Source organism: Nitrosomonas sp. (genome assembly GCF_021731985.1).
In the GTDB taxonomy this organism is placed as follows: Bacteria; Pseudomonadota; Gammaproteobacteria; order Burkholderiales; family Nitrosomonadaceae; genus Nitrosomonas.
In genome coordinates, this window is record NZ_JAKFWH010000089.1 from 77,386 (window position 1) to 101,298 (window position 23,913).

The 23,913-nt window shown below is 47.4% G+C and carries 24 protein-coding genes and 1 pseudogene; 18 read left to right on the top strand and 7 right to left on the bottom strand.

Going from position 1 to position 23,913, the window contains the following annotated elements; all coding sequences use genetic code 11:
- Positions 1-93 precede the first annotated feature (93 nt).
- Complete coding sequence (locus tag QZ942_RS13485) at positions 94-2,121, top strand: ATP-binding protein (protein ID WP_292996506.1); 2,028 nt, start codon at positions 94-96, stop codon at positions 2,119-2,121.
- A 10-nt stretch (positions 2,122-2,131) separates the two neighbouring features.
- Positions 2,132-2,983: a hypothetical protein gene (locus tag QZ942_RS13490; RefSeq protein WP_292996508.1), complete on the top strand. Its 852-nt coding sequence runs from the start codon at positions 2,132-2,134 to the stop codon at positions 2,981-2,983.
- Between the two features lie 5 nt (positions 2,984-2,988).
- On the opposite strand, the gene QZ942_RS13495 is transcribed toward QZ942_RS13490, so the two are convergent.
- Positions 2,989-3,192: a hypothetical protein gene (locus QZ942_RS13495; RefSeq protein WP_292996510.1), complete on the bottom strand. Its 204-nt coding sequence runs from the start codon at positions 3,190-3,192 to the stop codon at positions 2,989-2,991.
- Positions 3,193-3,281: 89 nt separating this feature from the next.
- On the opposite strand from QZ942_RS13495, the gene QZ942_RS13500 reads away from it, so the two are divergent.
- Positions 3,282-3,443, top strand: coding sequence for a hypothetical protein (locus QZ942_RS13500; RefSeq protein WP_292996512.1), 162 nt, complete (start codon positions 3,282-3,284; stop codon positions 3,441-3,443).
- A 58-nt stretch (positions 3,444-3,501) separates the two neighbouring features.
- Here QZ942_RS13500 and QZ942_RS13505 read toward each other — a convergent pair whose 3' ends face one another.
- From QZ942_RS13505 to QZ942_RS13520, 4 genes are all read right to left on the bottom strand, one after another.
- Entirely contained in the window at positions 3,502-4,917 is a 1,416-nt protein-coding gene (locus QZ942_RS13505; protein WP_292996514.1) for a dihydrolipoyl dehydrogenase, read from the bottom strand.
- Between the two features lie 50 nt (positions 4,918-4,967).
- Positions 4,968-5,378, bottom strand: coding sequence for a low affinity iron permease family protein (locus tag QZ942_RS13510; protein WP_292996515.1), 411 nt, complete (start codon positions 5,376-5,378; stop codon positions 4,968-4,970).
- 218 nt (positions 5,379-5,596) lie between these two features.
- Entirely contained in the window at positions 5,597-5,911 is a 315-nt protein-coding gene (locus QZ942_RS13515; protein WP_292996516.1) for a BolA/IbaG family iron-sulfur metabolism protein, read from the bottom strand.
- A 94-nt stretch (positions 5,912-6,005) separates the two neighbouring features.
- Positions 6,006-6,284 carry a CsbD family protein gene (locus QZ942_RS13520; RefSeq protein ID WP_292996518.1) on the bottom strand — a complete coding sequence of 93 codons (279 nt, stop codon included), beginning with the start codon at positions 6,282-6,284 and terminating at the stop codon, positions 6,006-6,008.
- Between the two features lie 303 nt (positions 6,285-6,587).
- Between QZ942_RS13520 and QZ942_RS13525 the strand changes: the two genes are divergently transcribed.
- From QZ942_RS13525 to QZ942_RS13560, 8 genes and pseudogenes are all read left to right on the top strand, one after another.
- Positions 6,588-8,387: a cytochrome C gene (locus tag QZ942_RS13525; RefSeq protein WP_292996520.1), complete on the top strand. Its 1,800-nt coding sequence runs from the start codon at positions 6,588-6,590 to the stop codon at positions 8,385-8,387.
- Between the two features lie 161 nt (positions 8,388-8,548).
- A complete protein-coding gene (locus QZ942_RS13530) occupies positions 8,549-8,983 on the top strand; it encodes a VOC family protein (protein WP_292996522.1) in 435 nt (144 codons plus the stop codon).
- Positions 8,980-9,201 (top strand): hypothetical protein, encoded by a 222-nt coding sequence (locus QZ942_RS13535; RefSeq protein WP_292926971.1) that lies wholly within the window; start codon positions 8,980-8,982, stop codon positions 9,199-9,201. The genes QZ942_RS13530 and QZ942_RS13535 overlap by 4 nt, the downstream gene beginning before the upstream one ends.
- Positions 9,198-9,560, top strand: a complete 363-nt coding sequence (locus tag QZ942_RS13540) for a hypothetical protein (protein WP_292996524.1) — start codon at positions 9,198-9,200, stop codon at positions 9,558-9,560. Before QZ942_RS13535 ends, QZ942_RS13540 begins: the two co-directional genes overlap by 4 nt.
- A 149-nt stretch (positions 9,561-9,709) precedes the next feature.
- Positions 9,710-10,486, top strand: coding sequence for a hypothetical protein (locus QZ942_RS13545; protein WP_292996526.1), 777 nt, complete (start codon positions 9,710-9,712; stop codon positions 10,484-10,486).
- Between the two features lie 342 nt (positions 10,487-10,828).
- Complete coding sequence (gene umuD / locus QZ942_RS13550) at positions 10,829-11,434, top strand: translesion error-prone DNA polymerase V autoproteolytic subunit (protein ID WP_292996528.1); 606 nt, start codon at positions 10,829-10,831, stop codon at positions 11,432-11,434.
- 2 nt (positions 11,435-11,436) lie between these two features.
- Positions 11,437-11,636 (top strand): annotated as a pseudogene (locus tag QZ942_RS13555) (DNA polymerase V subunit UmuC); the annotation flags it as partial.
- 461 nt (positions 11,637-12,097) lie between these two features.
- Positions 12,098-12,247 (top strand): hypothetical protein, encoded by a 150-nt coding sequence (locus QZ942_RS13560; protein WP_013967014.1) that lies wholly within the window; start codon positions 12,098-12,100, stop codon positions 12,245-12,247.
- Positions 12,248-12,333: 86 nt separating this feature from the next.
- Here QZ942_RS13560 and QZ942_RS13565 read toward each other — a convergent pair whose 3' ends face one another.
- Entirely contained in the window at positions 12,334-13,188 is an 855-nt protein-coding gene (locus tag QZ942_RS13565) for a hypothetical protein (RefSeq protein WP_292996530.1), read from the bottom strand.
- A 453-nt stretch (positions 13,189-13,641) separates the two neighbouring features.
- Here QZ942_RS13565 and QZ942_RS13570 point away from each other — a divergent pair, with 453 nt between their 5' ends.
- The 7 genes from QZ942_RS13570 (at position 13,642) to QZ942_RS13600 (ending at position 21,649) form a co-directional block, all read left to right on the top strand.
- Complete coding sequence (locus tag QZ942_RS13570) at positions 13,642-14,286, top strand: hypothetical protein (RefSeq protein WP_292996532.1); 645 nt, start codon at positions 13,642-13,644, stop codon at positions 14,284-14,286.
- 344 nt (positions 14,287-14,630) lie between these two features.
- Positions 14,631-15,896 (top strand): glutamate-5-semialdehyde dehydrogenase, encoded by a 1,266-nt coding sequence (locus tag QZ942_RS13575; RefSeq protein WP_292996534.1) that lies wholly within the window; start codon positions 14,631-14,633, stop codon positions 15,894-15,896.
- Between the two features lie 62 nt (positions 15,897-15,958).
- Entirely contained in the window at positions 15,959-17,719 is a 1,761-nt protein-coding gene (gene lpdA, locus QZ942_RS13580) for a dihydrolipoyl dehydrogenase (RefSeq protein ID WP_292996536.1), read from the top strand.
- A gap of 95 nt (positions 17,720-17,814) precedes the next feature.
- Positions 17,815-18,213: a hypothetical protein gene (locus QZ942_RS13585; protein WP_292996538.1), complete on the top strand. Its 399-nt coding sequence runs from the start codon at positions 17,815-17,817 to the stop codon at positions 18,211-18,213.
- 181 nt (positions 18,214-18,394) lie between these two features.
- Complete coding sequence (locus QZ942_RS13590) at positions 18,395-19,114, top strand: RimK/LysX family protein (protein WP_292996540.1); 720 nt, start codon at positions 18,395-18,397, stop codon at positions 19,112-19,114.
- Positions 19,114-20,667, top strand: coding sequence for an inactive transglutaminase family protein (locus tag QZ942_RS13595; protein WP_292996542.1), 1,554 nt, complete (start codon positions 19,114-19,116; stop codon positions 20,665-20,667). The genes QZ942_RS13590 and QZ942_RS13595 overlap by 1 nt, the downstream gene beginning before the upstream one ends.
- Positions 20,648-21,649: an alpha-L-glutamate ligase-like protein gene (locus tag QZ942_RS13600; RefSeq protein WP_292996544.1), complete on the top strand. Its 1,002-nt coding sequence runs from the start codon at positions 20,648-20,650 to the stop codon at positions 21,647-21,649. The genes QZ942_RS13595 and QZ942_RS13600 overlap by 20 nt, the downstream gene beginning before the upstream one ends.
- Positions 21,650-21,687: 38 nt before the next feature.
- Here QZ942_RS13600 and QZ942_RS13605 read toward each other — a convergent pair whose 3' ends face one another.
- On the bottom strand, positions 21,688-23,352 hold the full coding sequence (locus tag QZ942_RS13605) for a diguanylate cyclase (protein ID WP_292996546.1): 1,665 nt from the start codon (positions 23,350-23,352) through the stop codon (positions 21,688-21,690).
- Positions 23,353-23,913 lie beyond the last annotated feature (561 nt).

Genomic DNA, 23,913 nt, shown 5'->3' on the forward strand with positions numbered 1-23,913 from the left:
CTTCGGAAAAGCGGTGCGCTACACCAATTCACCGTTAGATGTTGCACTTCGAAATTGAATCCACGAATTTTTCTCAACACAAAACACGCGCCTATGAAAATTTCATCCGGTCCTGCGTGGATCGCGCTCACGGTTACTCTTTTCCTTTTGCTCATTGTGGCCGCGCTTGGAAAGCTGGAACAAGCACGATTTCAAAAAGATTTGTACGCCGAAGTGGTGAATCAATTGAGTCAAGTGCGCTCGCGCTTGGAGTCGGAAGTCAATGCCGATCTTTATCTGAATAGAGGATTGGTCAGCTTGGTGAAAGCTTATCCTCATTTTACCGAAGCGGAGTTCAAGATCATCGGCAAAGAGTTGTTGCGCGGCAGAACCAGTGTCCGCAATATCGGCTTGGCGCCTGATAATATATTAAGCCATATATTTCCGATCGAAGGCAATGAAATGGCAATTGGCTTAGTATACCGCGATAATCCCGATCAATGGCCGCCAGTCGAACGCGCTATGCTGTCACGGAGAACCGTTATTTCAGGGCCGCTGAAATTGGTGGAGGGTAATTTTGCATTCATCAGTTTGACACCTATCTGGATTAACATGCCGGATAGTCAAGAAGAAAGTTACTGGGGGATAGCCAATCTTGTCATCAACGCTGATACGCTTTTTACCAATGTCGGCATTGCTCATGGTAAACAGCTTAGCATTGCGCTAGCAATACGCGGTGTGGACGGCTCCGGCCCGGAGGGGGCGGTATTTTTTGGCGAAGCTTCGCTGTTTGATCAACAACCGGTCACAATGGAAGTTTTTCTTCCCAACGGCACCTGGCAACTTGGCGCGATACCGAAAGACGGCTGGGTACAATCCTCGAGATTATTCGATTGGCTATGGATAGGCGGCATTACCGCTTCGGTGGCAATCGGGTTGCTGGTATGGATTTGGATTACCGCTCAGAGCCGACAAACACAAATTTTGATGGAGGCAAAGCAAGCTGCGGAAAAAGCCAATCGCGCGAAATCAGAATTCTTATCTCGCATGAGCCATGAACTGCGCACACCATTAAATGCCATCCTCGGTTTCGGGCAATTGTTGGATTTAGGTACGGACGCATCGCGCAGCACAGATAAGCAGTATTTGAAGCATATTATGAACAGCGGCCATCACCTGCTTTCGCTGATCAATGAAGTACTAGATCTGGCAAGAATTGACTCAGGAAAATTTGAATTGAAGCTCGAGCAGATCTCTGTACCGGATGTACTTGACGAATGCTTAATACTTGTGCAGCCGCTGGCGAACACACACAACATTGCGGTATCGATTGATCGCTCCGGTGACAAGCTGTTTGTATGGAGCGATCATAAGTGTTTGAAACAAATAATTCTGAATCTGATATCAAATGCCATAAAATATAATCGCAAAGATGGCTGCGTTACGGTTGCTTACCGAAAAACGAGCGATGGAAGAATCCGATTATCGGTGACCGATACCGGCGCAGGTGTTCCAAAGGAAAAATGGGGACAGCTTTTTCAGCCATTTAGCCGCCTTGGTGCCGAAAACAGTCAAATCGAAGGCACAGGAATCGGTTTGGCTATTTCCAAGAATCTGGTAGAGGCAATGAATGGCAGCATCGGATTTGAAAGTACTACCGAAGTTGGCTCCGAGTTTTGGATCGAGTTACCCCGGGGATTCGTGCATATTGAGCAACCTTACATGCCCGAAGAAAAACAAGCTGAAGTTATTGCCGGAATGACGACTAGGAAAGCGAAAATTCTTTATATTGAAGACAATCTTTTCAATCAGGAACTGATGAAGGGATGCATGTCGTTGTTATTCCCTGACATACAATTGTTTATGGAAACAACCGCCGAGCTTGGTTTGGCAACCGCCGAGAAAGAGCTGCCTCAGCTTATTTTGATGGATATCAATCTGTCTAGTATAAACGGTATCGAAGCTTTACGCATCATCCGCAAACACGACAAACTGGCGAAAACACCGGTTATCGCATTAAGTGCGGCTGCAATGACTAAAGATATTGAAAAAGGCATGAATGCTGGGTTTGATGCATATATCACTAAGCCATTCGATATTCAGGACATCAAGCAAGTAATCGAAAAGACTCTCGAACAATGAGTGTACTCGGATGCGTTGCTACAGCTTATCGGCTGCAATGATTCAAGATACTGCATATTCGTTGATACTGACAAGCGATCAACAAAAGCGAGCCCGTAAAGCACCGCGACAACGGTTATCCTGGTTGTTCGGTTTGGTTTTGATACAGCTTTCAACAAAATCTTTCGGTTTCGATTGGAGCATTACGGAGCTGCATTATCAATACGGCAGACTGAAACAGCCGTTTTTGCATCAACCGGAAGCCAACACATCTGTGGTGACTTTTCAGCATGCCAACGGCTGGCGTTACGGTAACAATTTCCTGTTCTTTGATACCTTGATGCCGCATCAAGGAAAAATGGATTATTACGGCGAATATTATAGCAGTCTCAGTTTGAGCAAACTAACCGGTGTTAATCTTGCCCTCGGTCCGATCAAGGATATCGGGTTGCTGATGGGGGTTAATTGGGCGCCAACTCCAGGTATGTTGAAGTATTTGCCCGGTCTGCGAGTTTCCTGGGATTTGCCGGGCTTTACATTTTTAAACGCGGACGTCACCGCGTATATCGATTACAGTGATCGCAACATTAAAGAAAACGACAGCTTCATGATCGATGTCAACGGCCAGTACCCGTTCAAACTGTTCAATGCCAACTTCAGCATCGAAGGCCATGCCGAATATATCGGTGAACGCCGCAATCAATTCGGACAAATCCATGCGTGGTTTTTTAGTCAAATACAAGTACGCTATGACATCGGCGAATTGTTGCTAAAAAAATCAAAAAAAGTCTTTATCGGTACTGAGTGGCAGTATTGGAGCCACAAATTGGGATCCAACGTAGAAGAAAACGTCGCGCAAGCGTTGTTGGTGTGGCGGCTGTAGTTGTTTCAGTTAAGATTGAGTTGCTGTCGAGCTACCCAAGCTTGACCCAAAGAAATGCTACTGTCATCAGGGAGCATTTCTTTAGGGAATATCAGTTGCAAGCCTGTTGCTGATAAGCGGTCGATCAAGCCTTGTTTCAGTACGAGGAAACGGGGTCGCGAACGAAGAAAATGAATAGCCAGCATTACGGCACACCGCCAATAGCCCATGCCACCGGCGGTCTATTAGACACGGTGGTGGATTACACACCGGCAAAGCTTGCCGACGGAAGTGCCAGCGGCTTTTTATTTTACCCAATGTGACCCCCGACAATCTGCTGCGCACGATAAAACGTGCAGCCCTCGCTTATCATAATAAAAAAGTCTGGCAACGCTTGCAGAAAAACGGTATGGCAAAAGATTTCAGTTGGCACGCCAGCGCAGCGGCTTATCGGGAAATCTATTTGTCGTTGTTATCCTGATCCCAGGATCCTGACTACTCGTAATAATGCCATCAACGCATGCAGTACAAGACAGCCATCAATCAAGCGCTTCCACATTAAAAGCACCGCACATGGATAGATCGGATTCGTTGACGTCAGGAAGTTGCGCCGCCAGAGCACGCAGTGCTGTGCGCAAGCCTTCTTCCAGAACCGGATGATAAAACGGCAGACGCAGCAACTGCTGCACCGTGAGCGAGCGATCAATAGCCAGCGCCAGCAGATGTGCCATATGCTCGCCAGCAGGTGCGCACATTTCCGCACCCAATAACTGGCCGCTTACCGCATCGGCATAAAGACGCTGAATGCCCTTGTTCCGCTGGCCGGCACGCGCCCGTCCCTGGCGGTCAAAATGCACCTCTCCAACTAGAATCTTTGCAGGATCGAGTGTCTGAAAACGACTGCCTACGACCGCGATGTTCGGGTCAGCGAAAACGATAGCCAGTGGTGTCCGGCGTGTAAAACAAATCGGATTAGGTCGCGTGGCATTAAGCCCAGCGATGTATCCTTCATCGGCAGCTTCATGCAGCAGCGGCACTTGGTCATTCGCGTCACCCGCCATGAATATCGGCAGATCGGCCACTTGCATGGTACCTGGATTTACAGGCGGCATGCCGTGTTGATCGAGCGGGACTCCCAGTGCCTCGAGACCCAGATTGTCGATATTCGGACGACGCCCCAACGCCGCAAGCACACAATCGACCACCACTTCTATCTTTCCGGCACGTACCTGCACGCCTTCGCCCACCCTGCTTAACTCGGCTTTCTCACCCAGATACAGAGGGAATTCGCTCCCTAACAGATCTGTCGCCACTGCAATCACCTGCGGGTCTGTTAATCCAGCGATCGCTTGGCTACCGCCAAATGCTACCACCTGAATACCAAGCCGGGAAATAGCCTGCGCCATCTCAGCACCAATGGGGCCCATTCCCACAACTGCCATGCGTGCGGGCAGAGTCTCCTGCTCAAACAAGGTATCCGTCGTAAGCAGCCGATTTCCTAACGAATTCCAGGGCGCAGGCACAACCGGGCGCGACCCGGTAGCAATAATAATTTTGTGCGCACGCAATTCCTCACCATTGACTTCCAATCTATCCGGCGCAAGCAGACGCACACGCCCGGAAATGGCTCTTTCGCCCAATTCTTCTGTCGTTTTTACTGTACTGGCAACAAAATCATCGCGCAACCGCCGCACACGCCGCAGCACGGCAGGAATATCAAGCGTAAGCTGATCCCCGCCGCGAATACCGAATTCTTCAAAGGTACCGCGACGATGAAAGGCATTGGCCGCTTCGATCAAAGTTTTGGATGGCATACAACCCACCCGGGCACAGACAGTACCCCAAGGCCCGTCATTAATAATCACAAAGCGTTGCGTATATTTTCTTACCTCTCGCAGCGCAGCCAAACCTGCGCTACCCGCTCCAACGATAACCACATCCAGTATTTCATTCATAGCAATTTCCTCCGGTATGACGGCAATTCAGTACTGTGCCCGTTTGTAATCTACGGTTCCGGTGTTCCCGTATCTTGATTTCCCATATCCATATCAGAGCGCGCTCCGGCTGCGAGTGCCTGGTACTTTGCTTTGAAAGCATCGAGGTTTTCTTCTTCGAGCTCCTCCAGATCAAGCAAAGCGTTGTGCGCACCCTGAGTCGCACGGATCAACTCATCCAGCTTTACCTGGATCGCCTCCGTATCGCGATTCTGTGTGTTCTGGATCAAGAAGACCATCAAGAACGTGATTATCGTGGTCCCTGTGTTGATGACCAACTGCCAGGTGTCACTAAAACCAAACATTGGGCCTGTGATGACCCAGACAACAATGACTGCGACAGCCAAAGTGAACACACGCGGACGGCCGCAGAAATGGGCAGCAGATTTTGCAAACCGGGAATACCAAGCAGTGATACGCATGCGGTGTTCGCCTTGAATTGTTGAAAAATAGTTTTAGGAGATACCGGATTTTCAGGAAACATGCCTAATACACAGACACTTTTTGCCAAAATCTCTCGGCTCAAATATGCATGCGGCAAAATAGAATTGCTTGGCTGGAAGGTTCTATTGACTGATTTGGTTGCTCCGCAAATAGGCAAAAAGCTCGAGTCATTGATGCCAATTGATTAACTCCGGGGTTATTTGGATTTGGCACCCCCCAGGCATGGCGGCGAATCGTTGCGTACTCCATTCTTTTCAAACCATTCTTCCATTGTCCATGTATGCAGAACAAGCGCATGAATCGACTGCGCCAGCTCATCAGCTAGGATTTCATTAACCATTCGATGACGCGCTATGAGCATTTTTCCATGAAACGCATCGGAAACGATCGTCACCTTGAAATGGGATTCGGATCCTTCCGGTACATTGTGCTTATTACTTTCATTAACCACTTCCAGAAACTGCGGTTGCAATGATTGCAGTTTGGTTTCGATCGAATTTTTAATTTTCATAGCACGACCACTCTCATATCACCCCTCTTGGATCCTAACAAACACAGTTCGTTAGTCTACCGCGATTCGCCTATCCTGTTCAGCTTTGCTCGTGTTATTTGCCTTGCTCAATATCTTGTTTCAGATCACCATAACCCTTCTGGGCTTTGCCGACATTTTTTTGCACATTGCCTTCTGTCTGCATATTCTTGTCATCCAGTATCACGCCGGTGGCTTCCTTGGCCTTACCTTCGGCTTCACCGGCACGTCCTTCTACTTGGTCTTTATTTATCGGCGCCGGCACATGGCTTTTTTGCGCATAAACGCCAACTGTGCAGAAGGTCAATGCGATGACGACAACTAACTGAGTAAATTCCATTTTTTTGCGTTGCATGTTTTTTCCCTATAAAAATAATCGTAATCAGGAATCTCTCCCGAAAACTGTTCAGCCACAACCCAATAGTTGCCACCAAAGCGTGAATTACATACCCCACTGCTTAACAGGCTGTTGAAGGCTACAGTACAATCATCATTGAATCAGTTCTGTGCAGTAACACACATAAACACAGGATAAAATCAGAAGCACCGGTTAATCCACTCTCAATGAGCCGTATCAAAGCTATGCTACAATCAATCCGCATTGAGAAGATCGTTGCATAGCTGGGTTACTCTTCAAAACACAGGATCAGGAGTTTCTATGAAAGTCACTATTGCCGCTTTGTTCGCCATCACCCTTGTCGCCTGCAGCTCTCATCCACTAGAAGCACCGTCGCCCCCGGCTTTTGTCAATGCAGTACCGGATAATTGGCTGCAGGCTCAAACCAAAAAATCTCAGGAAAAAGCCGACTATATTCAGTCTCATCAGACTGCTTATGATTGGTTCTCCAATTTTGCTTTCAGCGAAGTGGACGGTATTCCCTACATTGCGTTGAAGCTATTGCCCAAGCTGGCGCCGGAACTCTGGGGCAGCGAGGAAAATTTTCTCGATGCCGTGGGTTTGTTTATCGATGAGCGGCAGAAATCTTATCCGGCTGCACGCGGTATTGGTTTTAGCGGATTATCCCGGGCTGAGGCGCAAGGCAACATCGACTATGCCTCTTTTACATGCGGCGCCTGCCACATTGGCCGCGTGCGGCTGGAAAACGGCCAAATCGATTACCTGGACGGCGGATCGAATGCCACATTCAACATTGTGCAGTTCCGCGTCAGACTGTATCAAACCTTACAAAAAGCCTATGCGGGCGAATCCGGTGACAACAAATACCAGTTGTTAACACAGAAGTTACTAAGTGCATTGGATACAACGCATCAACAAAATCCAAATTATTTTTATAACAATTATCAATCTGCCGGCAGAATCTTTGACGCTGACTACGAAGCCGCCCAGATCGCGCTCTTCAAGAAAAATGCTGCGCAAACAATCCAGAAATTCGCGCAACGGGCAGAAGCTGAATATGAAGGCTTCGGCGCATTGGTCGCAAAAAACTATGCGGGTTTTGAATCCGCCATGGTTGCGGGCTTTCCCGGCATGGCCGACGCCACCGGATTGAGTGCTGTCAATGGTTATATTGGTTTGCGCAGCATCCCGATACTGAAATGGTTTGCCGGTATCAGCTTACCTCCGGAACCGGGCATTACTGATTTTATGTCGGTATGGGAACAGGACAAACGGCGCGCCAGTTGGGATGAAAGCCATAAAAGACTCATTAATGGTGGCGGCCAGTGGAACGGCAATGTGCCCATGCCCTTATACCGTAATTTAATTGCCATGTTGACCTTGGGTTTAGAAAAAACCGATGTGCGCAACGCTGTGTTTACCGAGGAACTACTGGATGGCTTACCAGCCACTCCCTACCCTTTCGCTGTGGATATCAAGCTGGCCAAACAAGGAGAAACGTTATTTGCCGAACATTGCGCCGATTGCCATCAACTTAAAAACGGCAAAGTGTACGACACTCTCGGCACCAGCATGAAACGGGCTTACGTGGTCGGTGCGCTGTTAAACTATGCCGCCCGCAAAACGCTTTATGACAATTGCTCACCGGATACGACAGTCAATCTGGGCGGCAAAGCCATTAAACCTTGCGCTGAATTTGACGGCGTTTCGTTAACCGGCAAAAAAGACCTGTTGATGTCACCCAAAGACGAACACCACGGCTACAATGCCCTCCCGTTAAGCGGCATCTGGGCGCAAGCACCGTATCTGCATAATGGCACCGTACCGACTGTTTATCACTTATTAGTACCGGATGAGCGCCCGGCCAGCTTTATCAAAAGCCGTCTGGATTATGACCAAAAATTTCTCGGCTTTTCTTGGGACCCGCAACAAGCAACCGGCCAAAACGAAGGTTACCCATTCCAAGCCAACGCTATTCCGGCTTTAAGCAATAAAGGCCATGACAAAGACATTGTGGAAGGCAAAAAAACTTATCGCCTCAACTGGTCCGGTGACAAACCAGGGGCTTGGGCGATTATTGAGTACATGAAGACGTTGTAATTTTTTGACGAAACGCAAGTTATTCATCCACTGAGGGATCTTCGGGTAACTGTCATTTCGTGCGTAGCGAGAAATCTATCGTGTTGATTGCAAGGATTCCTCACCGTGTTCGGAATGACAAATGAGGATTACTCAGCGGTTTCTTAACAAAAGGAGTCATCATGCCAAACCCATTGATTCAACCCTACCTAATGTTCGGCGGCCGCTGCGAAGAGGCGCTCGAATTCTATCGCAGCGCGCTCGGCGCGCAAGTAGAAATGCTCTTGCGCTTCAAAGACAATCCGGAACCGCCACCACCGGGGATGCTGCCGCCGGGATTTGAAAATAAAGTGATGCACGCCGGTTTCCGCATCGGCGACAACGTGCTGATGGCTTCGGACGGTTGCGAAGAAGGGCAGCGCTACAGCGGATTCTCGCTGTCAATTGCGGCTGCCACCGAAGCCGAAGCGGATCGCTTCTTCACCGCACTATCCGACGGCGGTCAGGTGCAAATGCCACTAGCCAAAACATTCTGGTCGCCGCGTTTCGGCATGCTCACTGACCGTTTTGGTATCAGTTGGATGATCAATGTCGTCACATCCGAATGCACCAAATGAAATCACGTATCTCGATTATTGGCAGCGCAATGGCAGCATTATTATTAGCCGGAACCGGCTGCACCACCCAGCAACTCTACAATACCGGGCAGGCGTGGCAGCGGAATGAATGTAATCGCCTGATGGATCAACAGGAACGCAGTCGCTGCCTATCGAGTACCAGCACTTCGTATGAGGCGTACAAGCAACAATCCGGAACCGGAAGCGAATCGAAATGACAACTCTCATCCGCTTCGACAAGCTGACCGAACAACAGCTATGGGACATCGCCAACCCGATCATGGACAACCTGATGGATGCCTCAATCCAACTCGACTATGCCAGGCATGTCCAGGATTTTACTGGCCGGATGAAAGCCATCGTTACCCCGGTGTATTTTCAACACGTCTGCCAGCAGTACCAAGCCGAAAAAGGCTATTTTTCTAACCGCGTCCCGGTCGCTGTTTTCAGGCGCCCGGACTCGGCAGCCATTGTGTGGAAACAATCGTTCACGAAAATGCCGGGTGAATTTATCGCGGAAATGGTGCTGGTGCATCGGGATGGCCGGTATTTAGTGGATCATGCGATGGTGTTTTGAGCAACCACTTGATTTGATAATATGATGAAAGCTCAATTATCCATTCCATAAGAATTAAGGAAAAAACGTGAATCCTACCCTGATAGACCTCATTCTTGACGTAATATATTGCGTCATTCCGGACGTCTAATTCCAGTTAAGCGTCGATTATGCGACTCTCGCGTGAAGTACCAGATCATTTGGTCAAGGAAGTAGGCCAAACAGAACAAATTTGCATGGAGTTCGCGCGTGGCGTTGTTTTCCTCGCGTTGGATAATTCGAGAGATCCGACGTTTCCAAGAAATCATCTGCTGGCATGTATAGCCGATGATTTTCTAGAAACCGCGGTTACACTATCAATTATGGCTCGCGAAGGTATACACAACGCGTGTCGCCGAGAGCTCAGGTCTCTCTTGGAGATGTCGATTAAGCTTGCCTTTGTTCAGCAAGCTTCAGTTGCGTCCTCTACTGAAGAAAAGATGACGTTGTTTCGCCGGGAACTTGATTCGCCTAACATCTCCCTCCGGAAGCGTATCAATCTCTCGTTACTACCCGAACCTCAACGGGAACCCTTTTGTGAGCATGTAGGCCGTCTATACGGCGAATCCTCCAATTATGTCCATCTGACCACAATCCAGGTTCAACGGAAGCTGGAGCAAATCGACAGTGGTCGAAAGTCAGGGGTAGAGACACTTGAGGAAGTTGCGGCGCTTAATCACGAAATCCATCGTAACCTTGCCGCAGCCTTTGTCTTTGTTTCGCATTCGGTACCATCGTTCGCAGTGGGTGACCTTTTTCTTTCACCTGATGGGTTGAGCCACATTTGGCAGTTGGGCACTGATAAATACATTGCGTACCTTGATGAACACTTTGATTACAAGCATGAACGCCAATCAATACTTGATAAAGTTAAAGAAGAACGCTGGTCAAAGGTCGTCGACGCCTAACATGAAACAGATGATCGCTATCTATGATGTCTAGGAGACCCACCGCCATGACCACCACCACCATGACCTCTACTGAGTAATATCGCAGCAGCGACGATCACAACAATGACAGCGACTGCGATTACTTTATTCTGTCAGCGATCAATCTGAATCAGGACTGAATGAAAAAACTGAACAAGAAATTGTTTTTGCTGCACCACAACAGCAACTTGTGGACGGAATATGTAGAGAAGAGTGGCTAGTCTTTTGATTGCCAGCATGAGGGGTAAAAGACAGAGTTGACATTGCGATGCATTGCATGTTTGAATACTGTTCAAATATCATTTATGGAGTCATTCGAACATGTCAAATCGTGGCGGGAAAAGGGAAAATGCAGGAAGGCCACGCGGCCAGGGAAAATTTGGCGAGCCGACTGTTTCAATACGCATACCGGAAAGTCAGGGAGCTACCATCAAAAATTTTCTTGACGCATACCAGCGTAAAAGAACAGGCTCCGGTGATGAAGAATCCAATGTGGATGAGTTTCTTATTCCCACCATTAGCGATCAACCGACCTTGTTACCGCTTTTTTCCACCAAAGTGGCGGCAGGTTTCCCCAGTCCGGCGGATGATCATATCGAGAAAAGCCTCGATGTCAGTGAATTTCTGATCGATCATGCTGCGTCGACGTTCTTCGTTACGATTAAGGGAGATTCGATGATTGATGTCGGTTTACTGCCAGACGATAAAGTTGTGGTAGATAGATCAAAGACACCAGGCATCGGTGACATTGTGCTTGCAGTGGTTGACCGTGAATTTACCATCAAAATCTTTGATTACGGGGCGAACAAAATGCCAAGGCTGATGCCAGCCAATTCATCAGGTGCTTACAAACCCATTTACATTCGTCCAGATATGCAGTTTGAGATTTTTGGTGTAGTAACAGGATCATTCCGGCGCTTCAAATAGTCATGCGTAACATCGCCCTCATTGATGTTAACAATTTCTATGTGGTCTGCGAGTGGGTATTTAATCCCAAGCTTGAGGGTGTGCCGGTTGTGGTCCTATCCAACAATGACGGTTGTGCGGTAGCCAGAAGCAATGAAGTAAAAGCGCTAGGTGGATGGGTCAACCGTGGTTCCTGTTAAAGGATCTGGCACGCAAGCATGGGGAGGCGTACGATTAGGCTGGCATCCGAACTTAACAGCGTTATTGTAATGTAGTATAAAATCGAATTGAGAAATGCCCTACCTCCACATAGCAGTATTGTGGTCACATAGTTATAAGGAACCAATATGTCCCGATCACTTTTTATTCTTATCATCTTTGTCATAATGCTTCAAGGTTGTGCTTCATCCAGAGAAGTGTTTCTGGCTGACGGGACCAAAGGGCATAACATCAACTGCAGTGGCTCTGGAATGAACTATAGCAACTGTCTTGAGAAAGCGGGGGAAATCTGTGGTGCAAGTGGGTATCACCTATTGAATCAGCAAGGTGATGTTGTCCCTTTCTCTCAAGCAATCCGTGAGTTTGGCGCAAACACACCATCAGCATCAGTCGGATATTTGACATCTTCGGGTTCAATAGTCACCCGTAATCTATTTATCAAATGCAAATAAAAGAGAGCAACTTATGAAAGTTGAAGTGACAGTCGAATTAGACATCAATTTATATAAAACCAGTATTGCAGACATAAAGAAATTATTGGAAGAAATGATGGATCCGAAAAAATTCGATGCTCTGGAAACGATAACTATTAAAGATATAAAAATAGGCAAATAGATTATCTCTCAAAGAGAGATTTTATCGCAGCAAACGGGGGCGCGAGCAAAGAAATGAATAGGTAACGTGAGACAGATGATCGCTATCTAGCGATGCCCAGGAAAACTACTACCACGACCGCCACCACCATGACCTCTACTGAGTAGTATCGCAGCAGCGACGATGGCAACAGTGACAGCGACTGCGATGACTTTATTCCAATCAATGACTTTCTTATAAAGCTGGAAATCCCCTCTCCAGCGAATGCGCTGCCAGACTTCGTCCGGGGTAACCGGATAAGGGCGGTTGATCGCGTCATGGGTAATAATAATTCCGTGATCTGCTCTGACGTCAATGGATTGCGTGGCATCTTCCAGCAATATGACCTTGATCACGCCACTGAGTACCAAGACTTCTGTTTGATGTTGCGACACACTGATATGCAGGATAGCGTCCTTGGCTTGTATCCTTGCATGCAGGGTTTCAATGTTTTGCTGGCAATCCGATGTATCCGCATAAGCATTACCCACATTAAATCTATCGACGCGTATCAAGCAGGATGAATCCAATGCTTTGAATTCAACGCGCGCACTGCTTTGAGGACCCGTGCTCACAAACGAATTATTCTTTACTTTCGCAGCAATCTTTACTCGCGCGCCATTGAGTAAAGCGCTTTTGCCCGATGCGTACATGGAACCGATAACTGCATTATCAGTACCGGCGTTGTGATGAACACGAAAACCTGTATTTTCACTTTGTTCCAAAAAACCGTCCCTTTCAGCAAAATTTCTATCCTGGATGGGCACTGTTTTACAACTCGCCAGTAGCAAAATGGCTATGAGCAGTAGCAGCAGCCCTTTATTGCCTGACAAATTAAAAGAAAAAGGTATGAACCATTGATAGCGTCTCGAGCAAATACCCCTTATCTTGCAGGAGATTGGTCTGTTTTTTGTGGTGCCCATTTTGCTTCTCCTTTCAGTAGTTCGTTCCGAGTGGATTCCTGATGGGATCACTGTACAGCGATCAATCTGAATCAGGACTGAATGAAGAATCAGCGCGGTCAAAACAGGCTTTCCGGCTGCCGCTCCGGCAATTATTGCCGCTTTTTCCAACAATGTCTGTCGAATGCAGGATATGTCATTTAAGTATCGCCTTTCAAATACCGTAAATAGTTTGACTTAAGGAGCCTCTGAATAACTGTCATTTCGAGTACAGCGAGAAATCTATACTGTTGATTTACAAAGATTCCTCATCACGTCCGGAATGACAAAGATAGGTTATTCAGAGATTCCTTAATGTTGTTGGCACGATGGTTGCTATTCCAAGACTATCGTCGCGGTGACTACAGGCTCCCGGCAACCAAAGTGGCAGCTCCAGACGGAGCGCTGATTGTTAACAAACACGGAGATTTTCTCATGACAATTTCATTTAACCCACAAGTGCAATTAAATCATCTTTCTCAGTTGAATCAGACACAGCGAGCGCAGCAATCCGGTGCCGTCACGCCAGGCCCAAGCAATACTGCTCCACTCCCACCGCCCGCTAATACCAACGCGACAACTAACCCCGCCGCTGCAGCAGGCTTCGGACAGGTGAGAGCCGATGCGCTGGAGCGGATCGATTATTTGAAGGATCGGGTAAATACTCGTGTCGATACGTTGGTCACCGGAGCCACTGCTCAAGGCCGCGACCAATTGGCTGCGGGCTTAGAAGGGTACCGCACACGCGTCCTCGATGGGCTGGATAATGCCGCCGGACGTATCGAGTCGCAGGGGGCGCGAGTAAGCGATAGATTGTCCGAGCGTCTCGATAAGGTCACGACGCGTGTTAACGATTTACTCACAACCATCACGGAGCGTGCAGACGCTCATCAAGGCGCTACGCCAAGATTGGATGCTAGAGCGGATACACTCACTAACAACCTTGAGCGCCTGACGAGCCATATCACCCAGCGCTTAGATAATATTGACCAATCGATCTACAACCACCAAGGCAATCCGGCCGGTATAGTGCCATCGGATGCCACGAGCGAAACATCGTTAATTGATTCCATCGCTTAAGCAAATACTGTTCACACACTGACAGCCCTCTTCGGAGGGCTGTTTTGTTTGGAGCGCCGGATAGCCTGCCGGAAGCACTGTACAAGCCTACCGGTCATCTTCCATCATTCAGCACACTCCTAACACTGGAAGGTGCTTCGCTGTTGCCACTAATCAATAACTGAACAGAATCAATAGAGGAACAATCATTTCAGCCGGATCGACTTATCCACAGTGGTGTAGTACGCTATGTCGCGATAACGCCTGGTCAATTTAAACCCGGCGCCAACAATATAACTATCATCTTGTACTATAATTCCGAACTACTTACCGTTTAATACCGATTCCCTATTAAAATTAATCCAATGGATACCACTGACATCAGAAGTTACATGCAATCCGTCGGCCAGGAAGCACGCATGGCTTCGCGTTTGGTCGCAAAAGCGGACACGGCGGCGAAGAATCGTGCACTGACTGCGATGGCGGATGCCATCCGGCGGGATGAGCAACTATTATTAGCAGCCAATGCCAAAGATCTGGACAATGCACGCGCTAAAGGCTTGGAAGCTTCGATGATCGATCGTTTGACTTTGTCGGCTAAGGGCGTAGCGACAATGGCAGAAGGCTTGTTGCAGATTGCAGCACTGGCTGATCCGGTGGGCGAGATCAGTGGATTGAATTACCGTCCTTCCGGCATACAAGTGGGAAAAATGCGCGTGCCTTTGGGTGTGATCGGCATTATTTATGAAGCACGCCCGAATGTAACGGCGGATGCCGCAGGACTATGCCTGAAAGCAGGAAACGCCGCCATTTTGCGCGGCGGATCGGAGGCGATTCATAGCAATCAGGCGATTGCCGCGTGTGTCAAAGAAGGATTAAGACTGGCCGGTTTACCGGAAACGGCGGTGCAAGTGATTGAAACCACCGATCGCGCAGCGGTGGGGGAATTGATCACGATGAAAGATTTTGTCGATGTGATTGTGCCGCGCGGCGGCAAGGGATTGATCGAACGGATTGCCAATGAAGCGCGCATCCCGGTGATCAAGCACCTGGATGGCGTATGCCATGTGTACATTGACGATCAGGCGGATTTTGATAAAGCCATCAAAATTGCCGACAATGCCAAGACGCAGCGTTATGGCACCTGCAATACGATGGAAACATTGCTGATCCATGCAGGCATTGCACAGAAAATACTGCCCGCGCTGAGCAAGATTTATTTTGATAAGGGTGTTGAATTACGCGGTGATGCAGCAGCACGCGGCATCATTCCACAAATGAATGCCGCCACTGAGCAGGACTGGTATGAAGAATATCTGGCACCGATTTTGAGCATCCGCATTGTCGATGGACTGGATCAGGCGATTGATCACATCACGAAATACGGCTCGCAACATACCGATGCGATTGTCACGGAAAACTATACGCGTGCACGCCGTTTTCTGCGAGAAGTGGATTCCAGCTCGGTGATGGTCAATACCACGACGCGTTTTGCCGATGGATTCGAATACGGTCTGGGGGCTGAAATCGGCATTTCGACCGACAAAATCCATGCACGCGGTCCGGTCGGCTTGGAAGGATTGACCAGTCAAAAATTTGTCGTGCTGGGCGACGGTCAGCTTAGACAGTAATCTGCTTTAAACATACTCATATAGAACGAGTGCCCGGCACTCAATTCACTCCAAAGGCCGTTATGACGCAAGTTGTCGAAATAAAGATTCCCGATATCGGTGATTTCAAGGATGTTCCGGTTATTGAGTTATTCGTCTCCCCCGGCGATACGGTTGAAAAAGAAACTTCGCTGATCACACTGGAAACGGATAAAGCTTCAATGGAAGTGCCTTCGCCATACGCCGGTGTGGTGCAAGCAATCAAAATCAAAGTAGGCGACAACGTGTCAGAGGGCTCAGTAATTCTGACTTTGGCCGTGACTGAGCAACTCGCAGTCGCAACGGCCTCAGAAACCACATCCAGCGAGAAAACAATTGCTGCTCCCGCTATTGCCTCTGCACCAGCCTCACCCTCACCGGAATCCATTCCGCCGGGTGATATTCACGCTGATGTGGTGGTACTCGGCGCCGGACCTGGTGGTTATACCGCGGCTTTCCGCGCTGCCGATCTGGGTAAAAAGGTGGTTTTAATCGAGCGCTATACCGCACTCGGTGGCGTGTGCTTGAATGTCGGTTGCATTCCTTCCAAGGCTTTACTGCATGCGGCCAAAGTAATCACGGAAGCAGAGGATGTTGAAGCGCAAGGTATTGTTTTTGGCAAACCCCAAATCGATATTGCCAAGCTGCGCACCTGGAAAGAATCGGTGATCAGCAAACTGACCAAGGGCCTGAAAGCACTGGCAAAACAGCGCAAAGTGGAAATCATCCACGGCTCCGGGAAGCTCACCACGCCACATCTGATTCAAGTTGAAACTACGGATGGGCAGAAAACGATTTCTTTCGAGCAGTGCATCATCGCAGCCGGTTCCAGCGTCGCGCGTATTCCTGGTTTTCCTTACGATGATCCGCGCTTGATCGATTCCACCGGAGCACTTGAACTAAAAGACGTGCCGAAGCACATGCTGGTTATCGGTGGCGGCATCATCGGCCTGGAAATGGCCACGGTCTATTCCGCATTGGGAAGCAAAATCACTGTGGTGGAATGGATGGATCAATTGATCCCGGGCGCTGACCCCGATCTGATCAAACCACTGCATCGCCGTATCAAGAAACGCTACGAGGCGATTTATCTAAAAACCAAGGTAACTCAGATTGTAACCGGTGAATCCGGGCTGATCGTGACCTTTGAGGGAGAAAATGCGCCGGAACCGCAAACCTATGACCGTATTCTAATGGCCGTCGGACGCCGTCCGAATGGGCGCGCGATCGGTGCCGAGGAAATCGGTATTCAAGTCAACGAACGCGGTTTTATCCCGGTGGATCAGCAAATGCGCACTAACTTGCCTCACATTTTTGCAATTGGCGATATCGTGGGTGAACCGATGCTGGCGCACAAAGCCACTTATGAAGGCAAATTGGCTGCAGAAATTATTGCCGGGCATAAAGCCATTTTTGATGCCCGCACCATTCCTTCCGTTGCTTATACCGATCCTGAAATTGCCTGGATGGGTCTGACTGAGAAAGAAGCCATCAAGCAGGGTATCGATTATGAGAAAGCCAGCTTCCCCTGGGCTGCCAGCGGCCGTGCCATATCCATGGCACGCGAAGAAGGACTGACGCAACTGCTGTTGGATAAAAATACCCGCCGCATACTGGGTGCCGGCATGGTGGGAATCAATGCCGGGGAATTGATTGCGGAAACGGTTCTAGCGCTGGAGATGGGTGCGGATATGCAAGATATCAGCCTGACCATTCACCCGCATCCCACGCTTTCGGAAACCGTACTGTTCGCCGCCGAAATGGCGGAAGGAACTATCACAGATCTTTATATACCAAAGAAATAGACGACGTAGGTATCTCTGAAAATTCAGAAAAATACCCAGTCGGTTTCTGATTCCCGCGAACAAAACAATTACAATCAACTTTTATTAATTTTATGATGGCCGCAAAAAAAACTCACAGCATTTCTTTCGCATTGCTATTCATTTTATGTGGTGTGATACAAAACTCATTTGCAACGCATATCTCAGAACCTGTTCTGATCGATCCTCCAACACAATTTAAAGCCGGAGACATGGTTATTCTGCATGGACGGGTAGACTACAATGCGCAGCCGACCCCCGATGTTTTGCTTAATTTCAAACTGATCCGCCCCGATGGCACGATGGCAGTTGATCAATCCTATTCAAGTAATGCGGCAGGTCATTTTGAATTTAAGTTTGATAGTAAAGATGAAGTGCCTGGCACTTATCAAATCACGATTACTTCACACTGCCTGGAAATTCACCGGTATGCTTGCACCTACAAAAATCAAACACTGTCTTTTGAATTAAAATAACCCGTAGAGATATTTCACACAAGATAAATAAGTAAGCTACAGTTGACAGTATTTCAAATCCTATTAATGCTTCCATGCACAAAAAAGAATACTTATGGATCAACTTCCTATCATAAAAATTTTCCGCAACTGCTTAGCCCTTGTTCTCGCGCTCTTTTTGCTATCAGCTTGCAATGCAAAAATGAGCGGTCTCTCAGAGCGAGAGGCTGCGATCAACGCCAGAGAATCGGAACTCGTAACATTATTTTCCGAGTTGGTAGAACAAAAAAAAGCATTAGAAAATAATCAATTAAACAACAAAGAAGAAAATGCTTCTCCTTCCAAAACCACTGAATGTTTATGTGATTCGATCAGCGATCTGACCCCGGCTGCAATTACCCAAAAAGACAAACCAACCGCGAAATATACCCGGACGGTATCCGGCGGTGTTGAGAAAATTCATCTTGCCCCCGATTCCAGAACATTATTAGGCCGTATTGAAAAAGTATATATGGATCCTCCTGGTATGGAATTCAACGCGCGGATTGACACCGGCGCTCAGACATCCTCACTGAATGCGATTGATATTGTTGAATTCGAGCGGGATGGCAAACCGCACGTGCGATTTAATGTCATCAATCCAAAAACCGGAGAAAAAACTGAAATCACAAGACGCCTGCGTCGCTATGCGCGCGTTAAGGAATTAAATAACAAAGAATCACAAAATCGCCCGGTGGTCAGAATGCGCGTCGTGATCGCCGACATTGATGAACAAATAAATTTTACGCTGGTGGATCGCAGCAAACTCAAAAATCAGGTTCTGATAGGACGCAACTTATTACGTGATCTCGCAATCGTGGACGTCAGCAAGAAATATACGACTGCCAGGAATGAAAAAGTAAAACAAGGCGATCTCAGGTAATGTCCCCCAAATTGAGACTTTATATTTTAGTTTTTCTGATTATGGGGCTTGGCATAGGTCTGATTTTATATAAACACTTTGCTCTGGGATTCCCATTATCGCCCGATGACAAGAAATCAGTTTGGACCATTGAAGCCAAAATCGATTTCATCGCACGCGGTGATCCCGTTATCGTCTCGTTCGCACTCCCCCCGCAAACGCCCAATGTTGTCTTTATGGAAGAAGACTTTGCTTCACCCGGCTATGGGTTTAGTGAATTAACTTCTGCAGCAGGGCGGCGCGCACAATGGAGCAAAAGAACGGCATCAGGGCCTCAAACAGCTTATTACCGCTTGAGCATGTATGAAACGGATCAGTTCATTCAGCCACCCATTGCCGCAGCAGATCTTCCAGCGGAACCGGAAAAACCCGAGTTTGATGGCGTACTTAAGACCGCAGCCATCACATTATTGGATCAAGTTCGCAGCAAATCCGCTAATACTGAAATCTTTACCCGAGAGTTGATCAGCACTTTAAACTCCAATACCCCTGATCAGAATCAACGCTTACTCCTCAATGACCAGTCCAGCGAAGATTATAAAACCCACTTAATCATTAATTTACTGGCATCAGAAGGAATTAGTGCACATATTGTTCGTGGACTCTATCTGAATGAGGGCCGAAAAAGGCTGTCGCTTGCCAACTTTGTGGAAGTTTACATAGGCGGTCAATGGCTTTTGTTTAACCAGAATACCGGAGAAAGTGGGAAACCCAAGAATTTCTTGGTTTGGCAACGCGGCGATCAGTCTCTATTGGATGTCATCGGAGGGAAGAATTCAAAAATTTCCTTCTCGATCATAAAAAGCACCCAATCAACCAGAAATCTCGCTGTACGTGACAGCATCAGTAAGCAAGCCGGGCTGATCGATTTTTCTATTTACAGCTTACCGATCGAACAACAAAATGCATTCAAAATGATTTTATTATTACCGATCGGCGCATTGATTGTTGTCATTATGCGCCTGCTGATTGGTATACGGACTTCCGGCACCTTTATGCCGATCTTGATCGCATTAGCGCTGATACAAACCACGTTGCTAACCGGTATCATCATCTTTCTGACTGTCGTTGGCACAGGATTGTTGATTCGCTCTTACTTATCAAGCTTAAACCTGCTGTTTGTGGCGCGTATCTCGGCAGTGATCATTGTGGTGATCGCAATTATGGCAAGTATCAGTATCATCAGTAATAAACTCGGAATTGATCAGGCCATGACGGTAACTTTCTTCCCGATGATCATTCTGTCCTGGACCATTGAGCGCATGTCGGTTCTGTGGGAAGAAGATGGCCCCAGAGAAGTCCTTATCCAGGGGGGCGGTAGCCTGTTAACAGCGGTTATTGCTTATTTGTTTATGACCAACCGGACGATTGAATATTTAACCTTTAACTTTCCCGAACTGATGCTGGTCAATCTGGCGCTCATCCTGATTCTTGGACAATATACCGGCTACCGGTTATTCGAGCTATATCGTTTTCATGCTCTGGAAAGACGCGATGTTACTGGCAAGCGCTAAGAAACTCAGGAGTTTTGGCATCATCGGAATGAATCAGAGAAATTTTGGTTTGATTTCCCGCTATAACCCGCGCCATTTATACCCGCTTGTTGACGACAAACTAAAAACCAAACTGCTGGCACAAAAAGCTGGCATCACCGTGCCCAAATTACTTGGCACCGTGGAATACCAGCATGATGTCAAATCGCTTAAAGAAATACTCCGCCCGCATGCCCAGTTCGTTATCAAACCAGTGAAAGGCAGTGGTGGAAAAGGCATCTTGGTGATTAACGAACATGATCATAATCATTACTTTAAACCTAGCGGAGATGCGATACAACTGGCAGATATCGAGCGGCATGTATCGAATATTCTGAGCGGTCTCCATAGCTTAGGTGGCAAGCCCGATAACGTCATGATCGAATCGTTAATACAACTTGATCCGATTTTTTCTGACTATAGTTATGAAGGCATTCCTGATCTGCGCATTATTGTACTCTGCGGTTATCCCATTATGGCCATGCTACGGCTCACAACTCATGCTTCCGATGGCAAAGCCAATCTACATCAGGGTGCGGTAGGGGTTGGAATCGACATGGGTACAGGTCATGCGTTACATGCTGTGCAGTATGGTGAGCCAGTCTTACACCACCCGGATACACGTAAGACTTTTTCAGAATTAGTCATTCCGCATTGGGACAAACTCTTACAATTGGCTGCCGCTTGCTATGAAATGACTGGCCTGGGATACCTGGGTGCGGATATTGTGTTGGACAGAGACCAAGGCCCCATGATTATTGAGCTCAATGCACGCCCGGGGCTTTCCATTCAAGTGGCCAACGCTGCCGGTCTGGCACCGCGTGTTACCATCATCGAGGCACTCAAGGCGATTGATCCTGATCCGCAATCACGCGCTGCTTTCAGCAAGCAACAATTTGCAACAAATACAGGCACTCACCCGCCTCGTCTGCTGCGTACCCGAAGCGATGACCCCAAACCTTAAACGATTCAAACGAACTTCAATAGGCTGATTAAGCGAATTCAATCATCTGTATTAACAACAACTTTATTGCGCCCTCTTTGTTTAGCCTGAAAAAGCGCTTTATCTGCAGCTTCACTCAGACTTGCAGCATCCGGAAAATGGGCAAGATCCGCTATCCCGCAACTAAAACTGACCGAGAATTCCTCATCCTGACTCAGATGTAGTAAGCGCGAAAACACATTGCGGATCTCATCAATCACTTTTGCAGCTGATGCGGCATCGGTATCATTCATAATGACAGCGAATTCTTCGCCACCGTATCGCCCGATAATATCTGTTCCACGCAACCGCTGCTTTAACAGTCTAGACAGGCTCTTAATCACACGATCACCCGCAGCATGTCCATACTTATTATTGATTTTTGTGAAGGAATCGATATCCACCAAAGCAAATGACATCGGTGTATCCAATCGAATGGAACGCACGGCCTCACGCACTAACTCTTCCTTAAGCGCTGTATGATTGAGCAAACTTGTTAAACCGTCATGTACCATCAAAGAGCGTAAAGAACGTGCACGCATTACGCGCGATGTGATCGCCGAAACCAGGTGTCTGGGATCAATGGGTCTAACTAGGAAATCGTCACCGCTCAGACTCAGCGCTTCAAATTGCGTGTTGAAATCGTTCTCAGAAGAAAGATAAACAATGGGAGTGCTCACAAAACCATCCATCTGCCGGATAACTTTTGCCAGTTCAATACCATTACAGCCCGGCATATACAGATCCATCAGGATCAGATCCGGATTAAAATCACTCAACACCGCCATCAGGTTCATGGATTCCGTCACTGCCTTCACAACCATTCCAGCTTGTTCAAGTATCGCGGCATGGTAAGAAAGTACCGCCGGACTGTCATCTACCATCAATATGCGAAAAGAATCCTGAATCTGTGACGCTGTTATCAAATCAAGCTGACCAATCAACTCGACAGGATTGAATGGCTTTGTGAAATACGCAACACTGCCAGCCCGAACCGCCCCCAACCGGTAATCCATATTATCATGTACTGAAATAAAAATGACTTGTGCAGGTTGTGTCAATTCCCGTTGAATCTCTTCCATAACATGAATACCCCCCATTTCGTCTTCAGGGAATTCCGTTTCCATGAGAATTATGGCACTGGGTTTATCTTTTATGGCAATCCGAAATTTATCTAAATGATTAAACACTTCCACTTCATAGCCGTAATAGCGCAATTGCAAAGCAAGCTCCTGCGCCGCTTCAGCATCATCGTCCACCACAAAAATCAAATTGGATGGATTCGGGTCTGAGAAAAATGAATCCTCATCCACTATTGTCTGAGAAATATCGCTTACAGTGCTGGATTCCTTCTCAGCCGAAATCTTCTTCAGTTCAAGAATCTGCTGCAAAATTCGGTTTAACTGCAGGTCATCCGCTGAAGCCGATTTCTGCATTAAGTTCTTGAGGATTTGTTCCAGCGCATGCGCTTCAACACTCAGCTGCGGAAATCCAAATGTCTTCCCAGTGCCAACCAAATTGTGAACTGCGCGATGAAGTTCCTGTAAAACAGTTGCATCCCATCCAATCCGCAGTCTATTCCATATCACTTCAATTTCATTAATTCTGTCAGGCAACTCCTCTGCAAACGAGGTAACCAGCAAACACATTTTTTCTTGAAATTCGTTGTGTACTCTATTTTCCATAATATGGTGCCCAATGTTGTTTGATCTCAGTGATTTGCTGCATGGGATCAAATGGTTTTGCGAAAACAGTCAATGTATCCAGATTTATGGTATGCGTAACTCAATGCACTTGCACCCTGGCAATCATCAATATAACAGGAACATCTCATCAGCCTGTGGAATTTTCCAAAAGTGATCCGTGTTGTTATACCATCCCTCTCTGACATCATGACATCCGGCAATATAAGATGCGAAGTATTTCTCTACCATCCTGGATCTTCACTACCCGCCCAAACAGCAAAAAGCTTTATCTGTTCGACGAGTTGGATACAATCAGTACAATTACCCGTTCATTCTAATTAAAGGAGTTGGAACTCAATCCATCGATCTAACACCCAAAACCCGGTTACTTAATCATTTTACCTTTTAAATTTTTCATCAGTAGTCATTCATGTTCAGTAGTGTCCGGTTAAATTAGCTGTTGAAACGATAGAAGCCAGTATTGATGAGGATTGCAGAGAAAATATTTTGGTGCCGATTTGAAATCATATTTTGCAAATTCAGGTTCGAGTAATCTCCAGA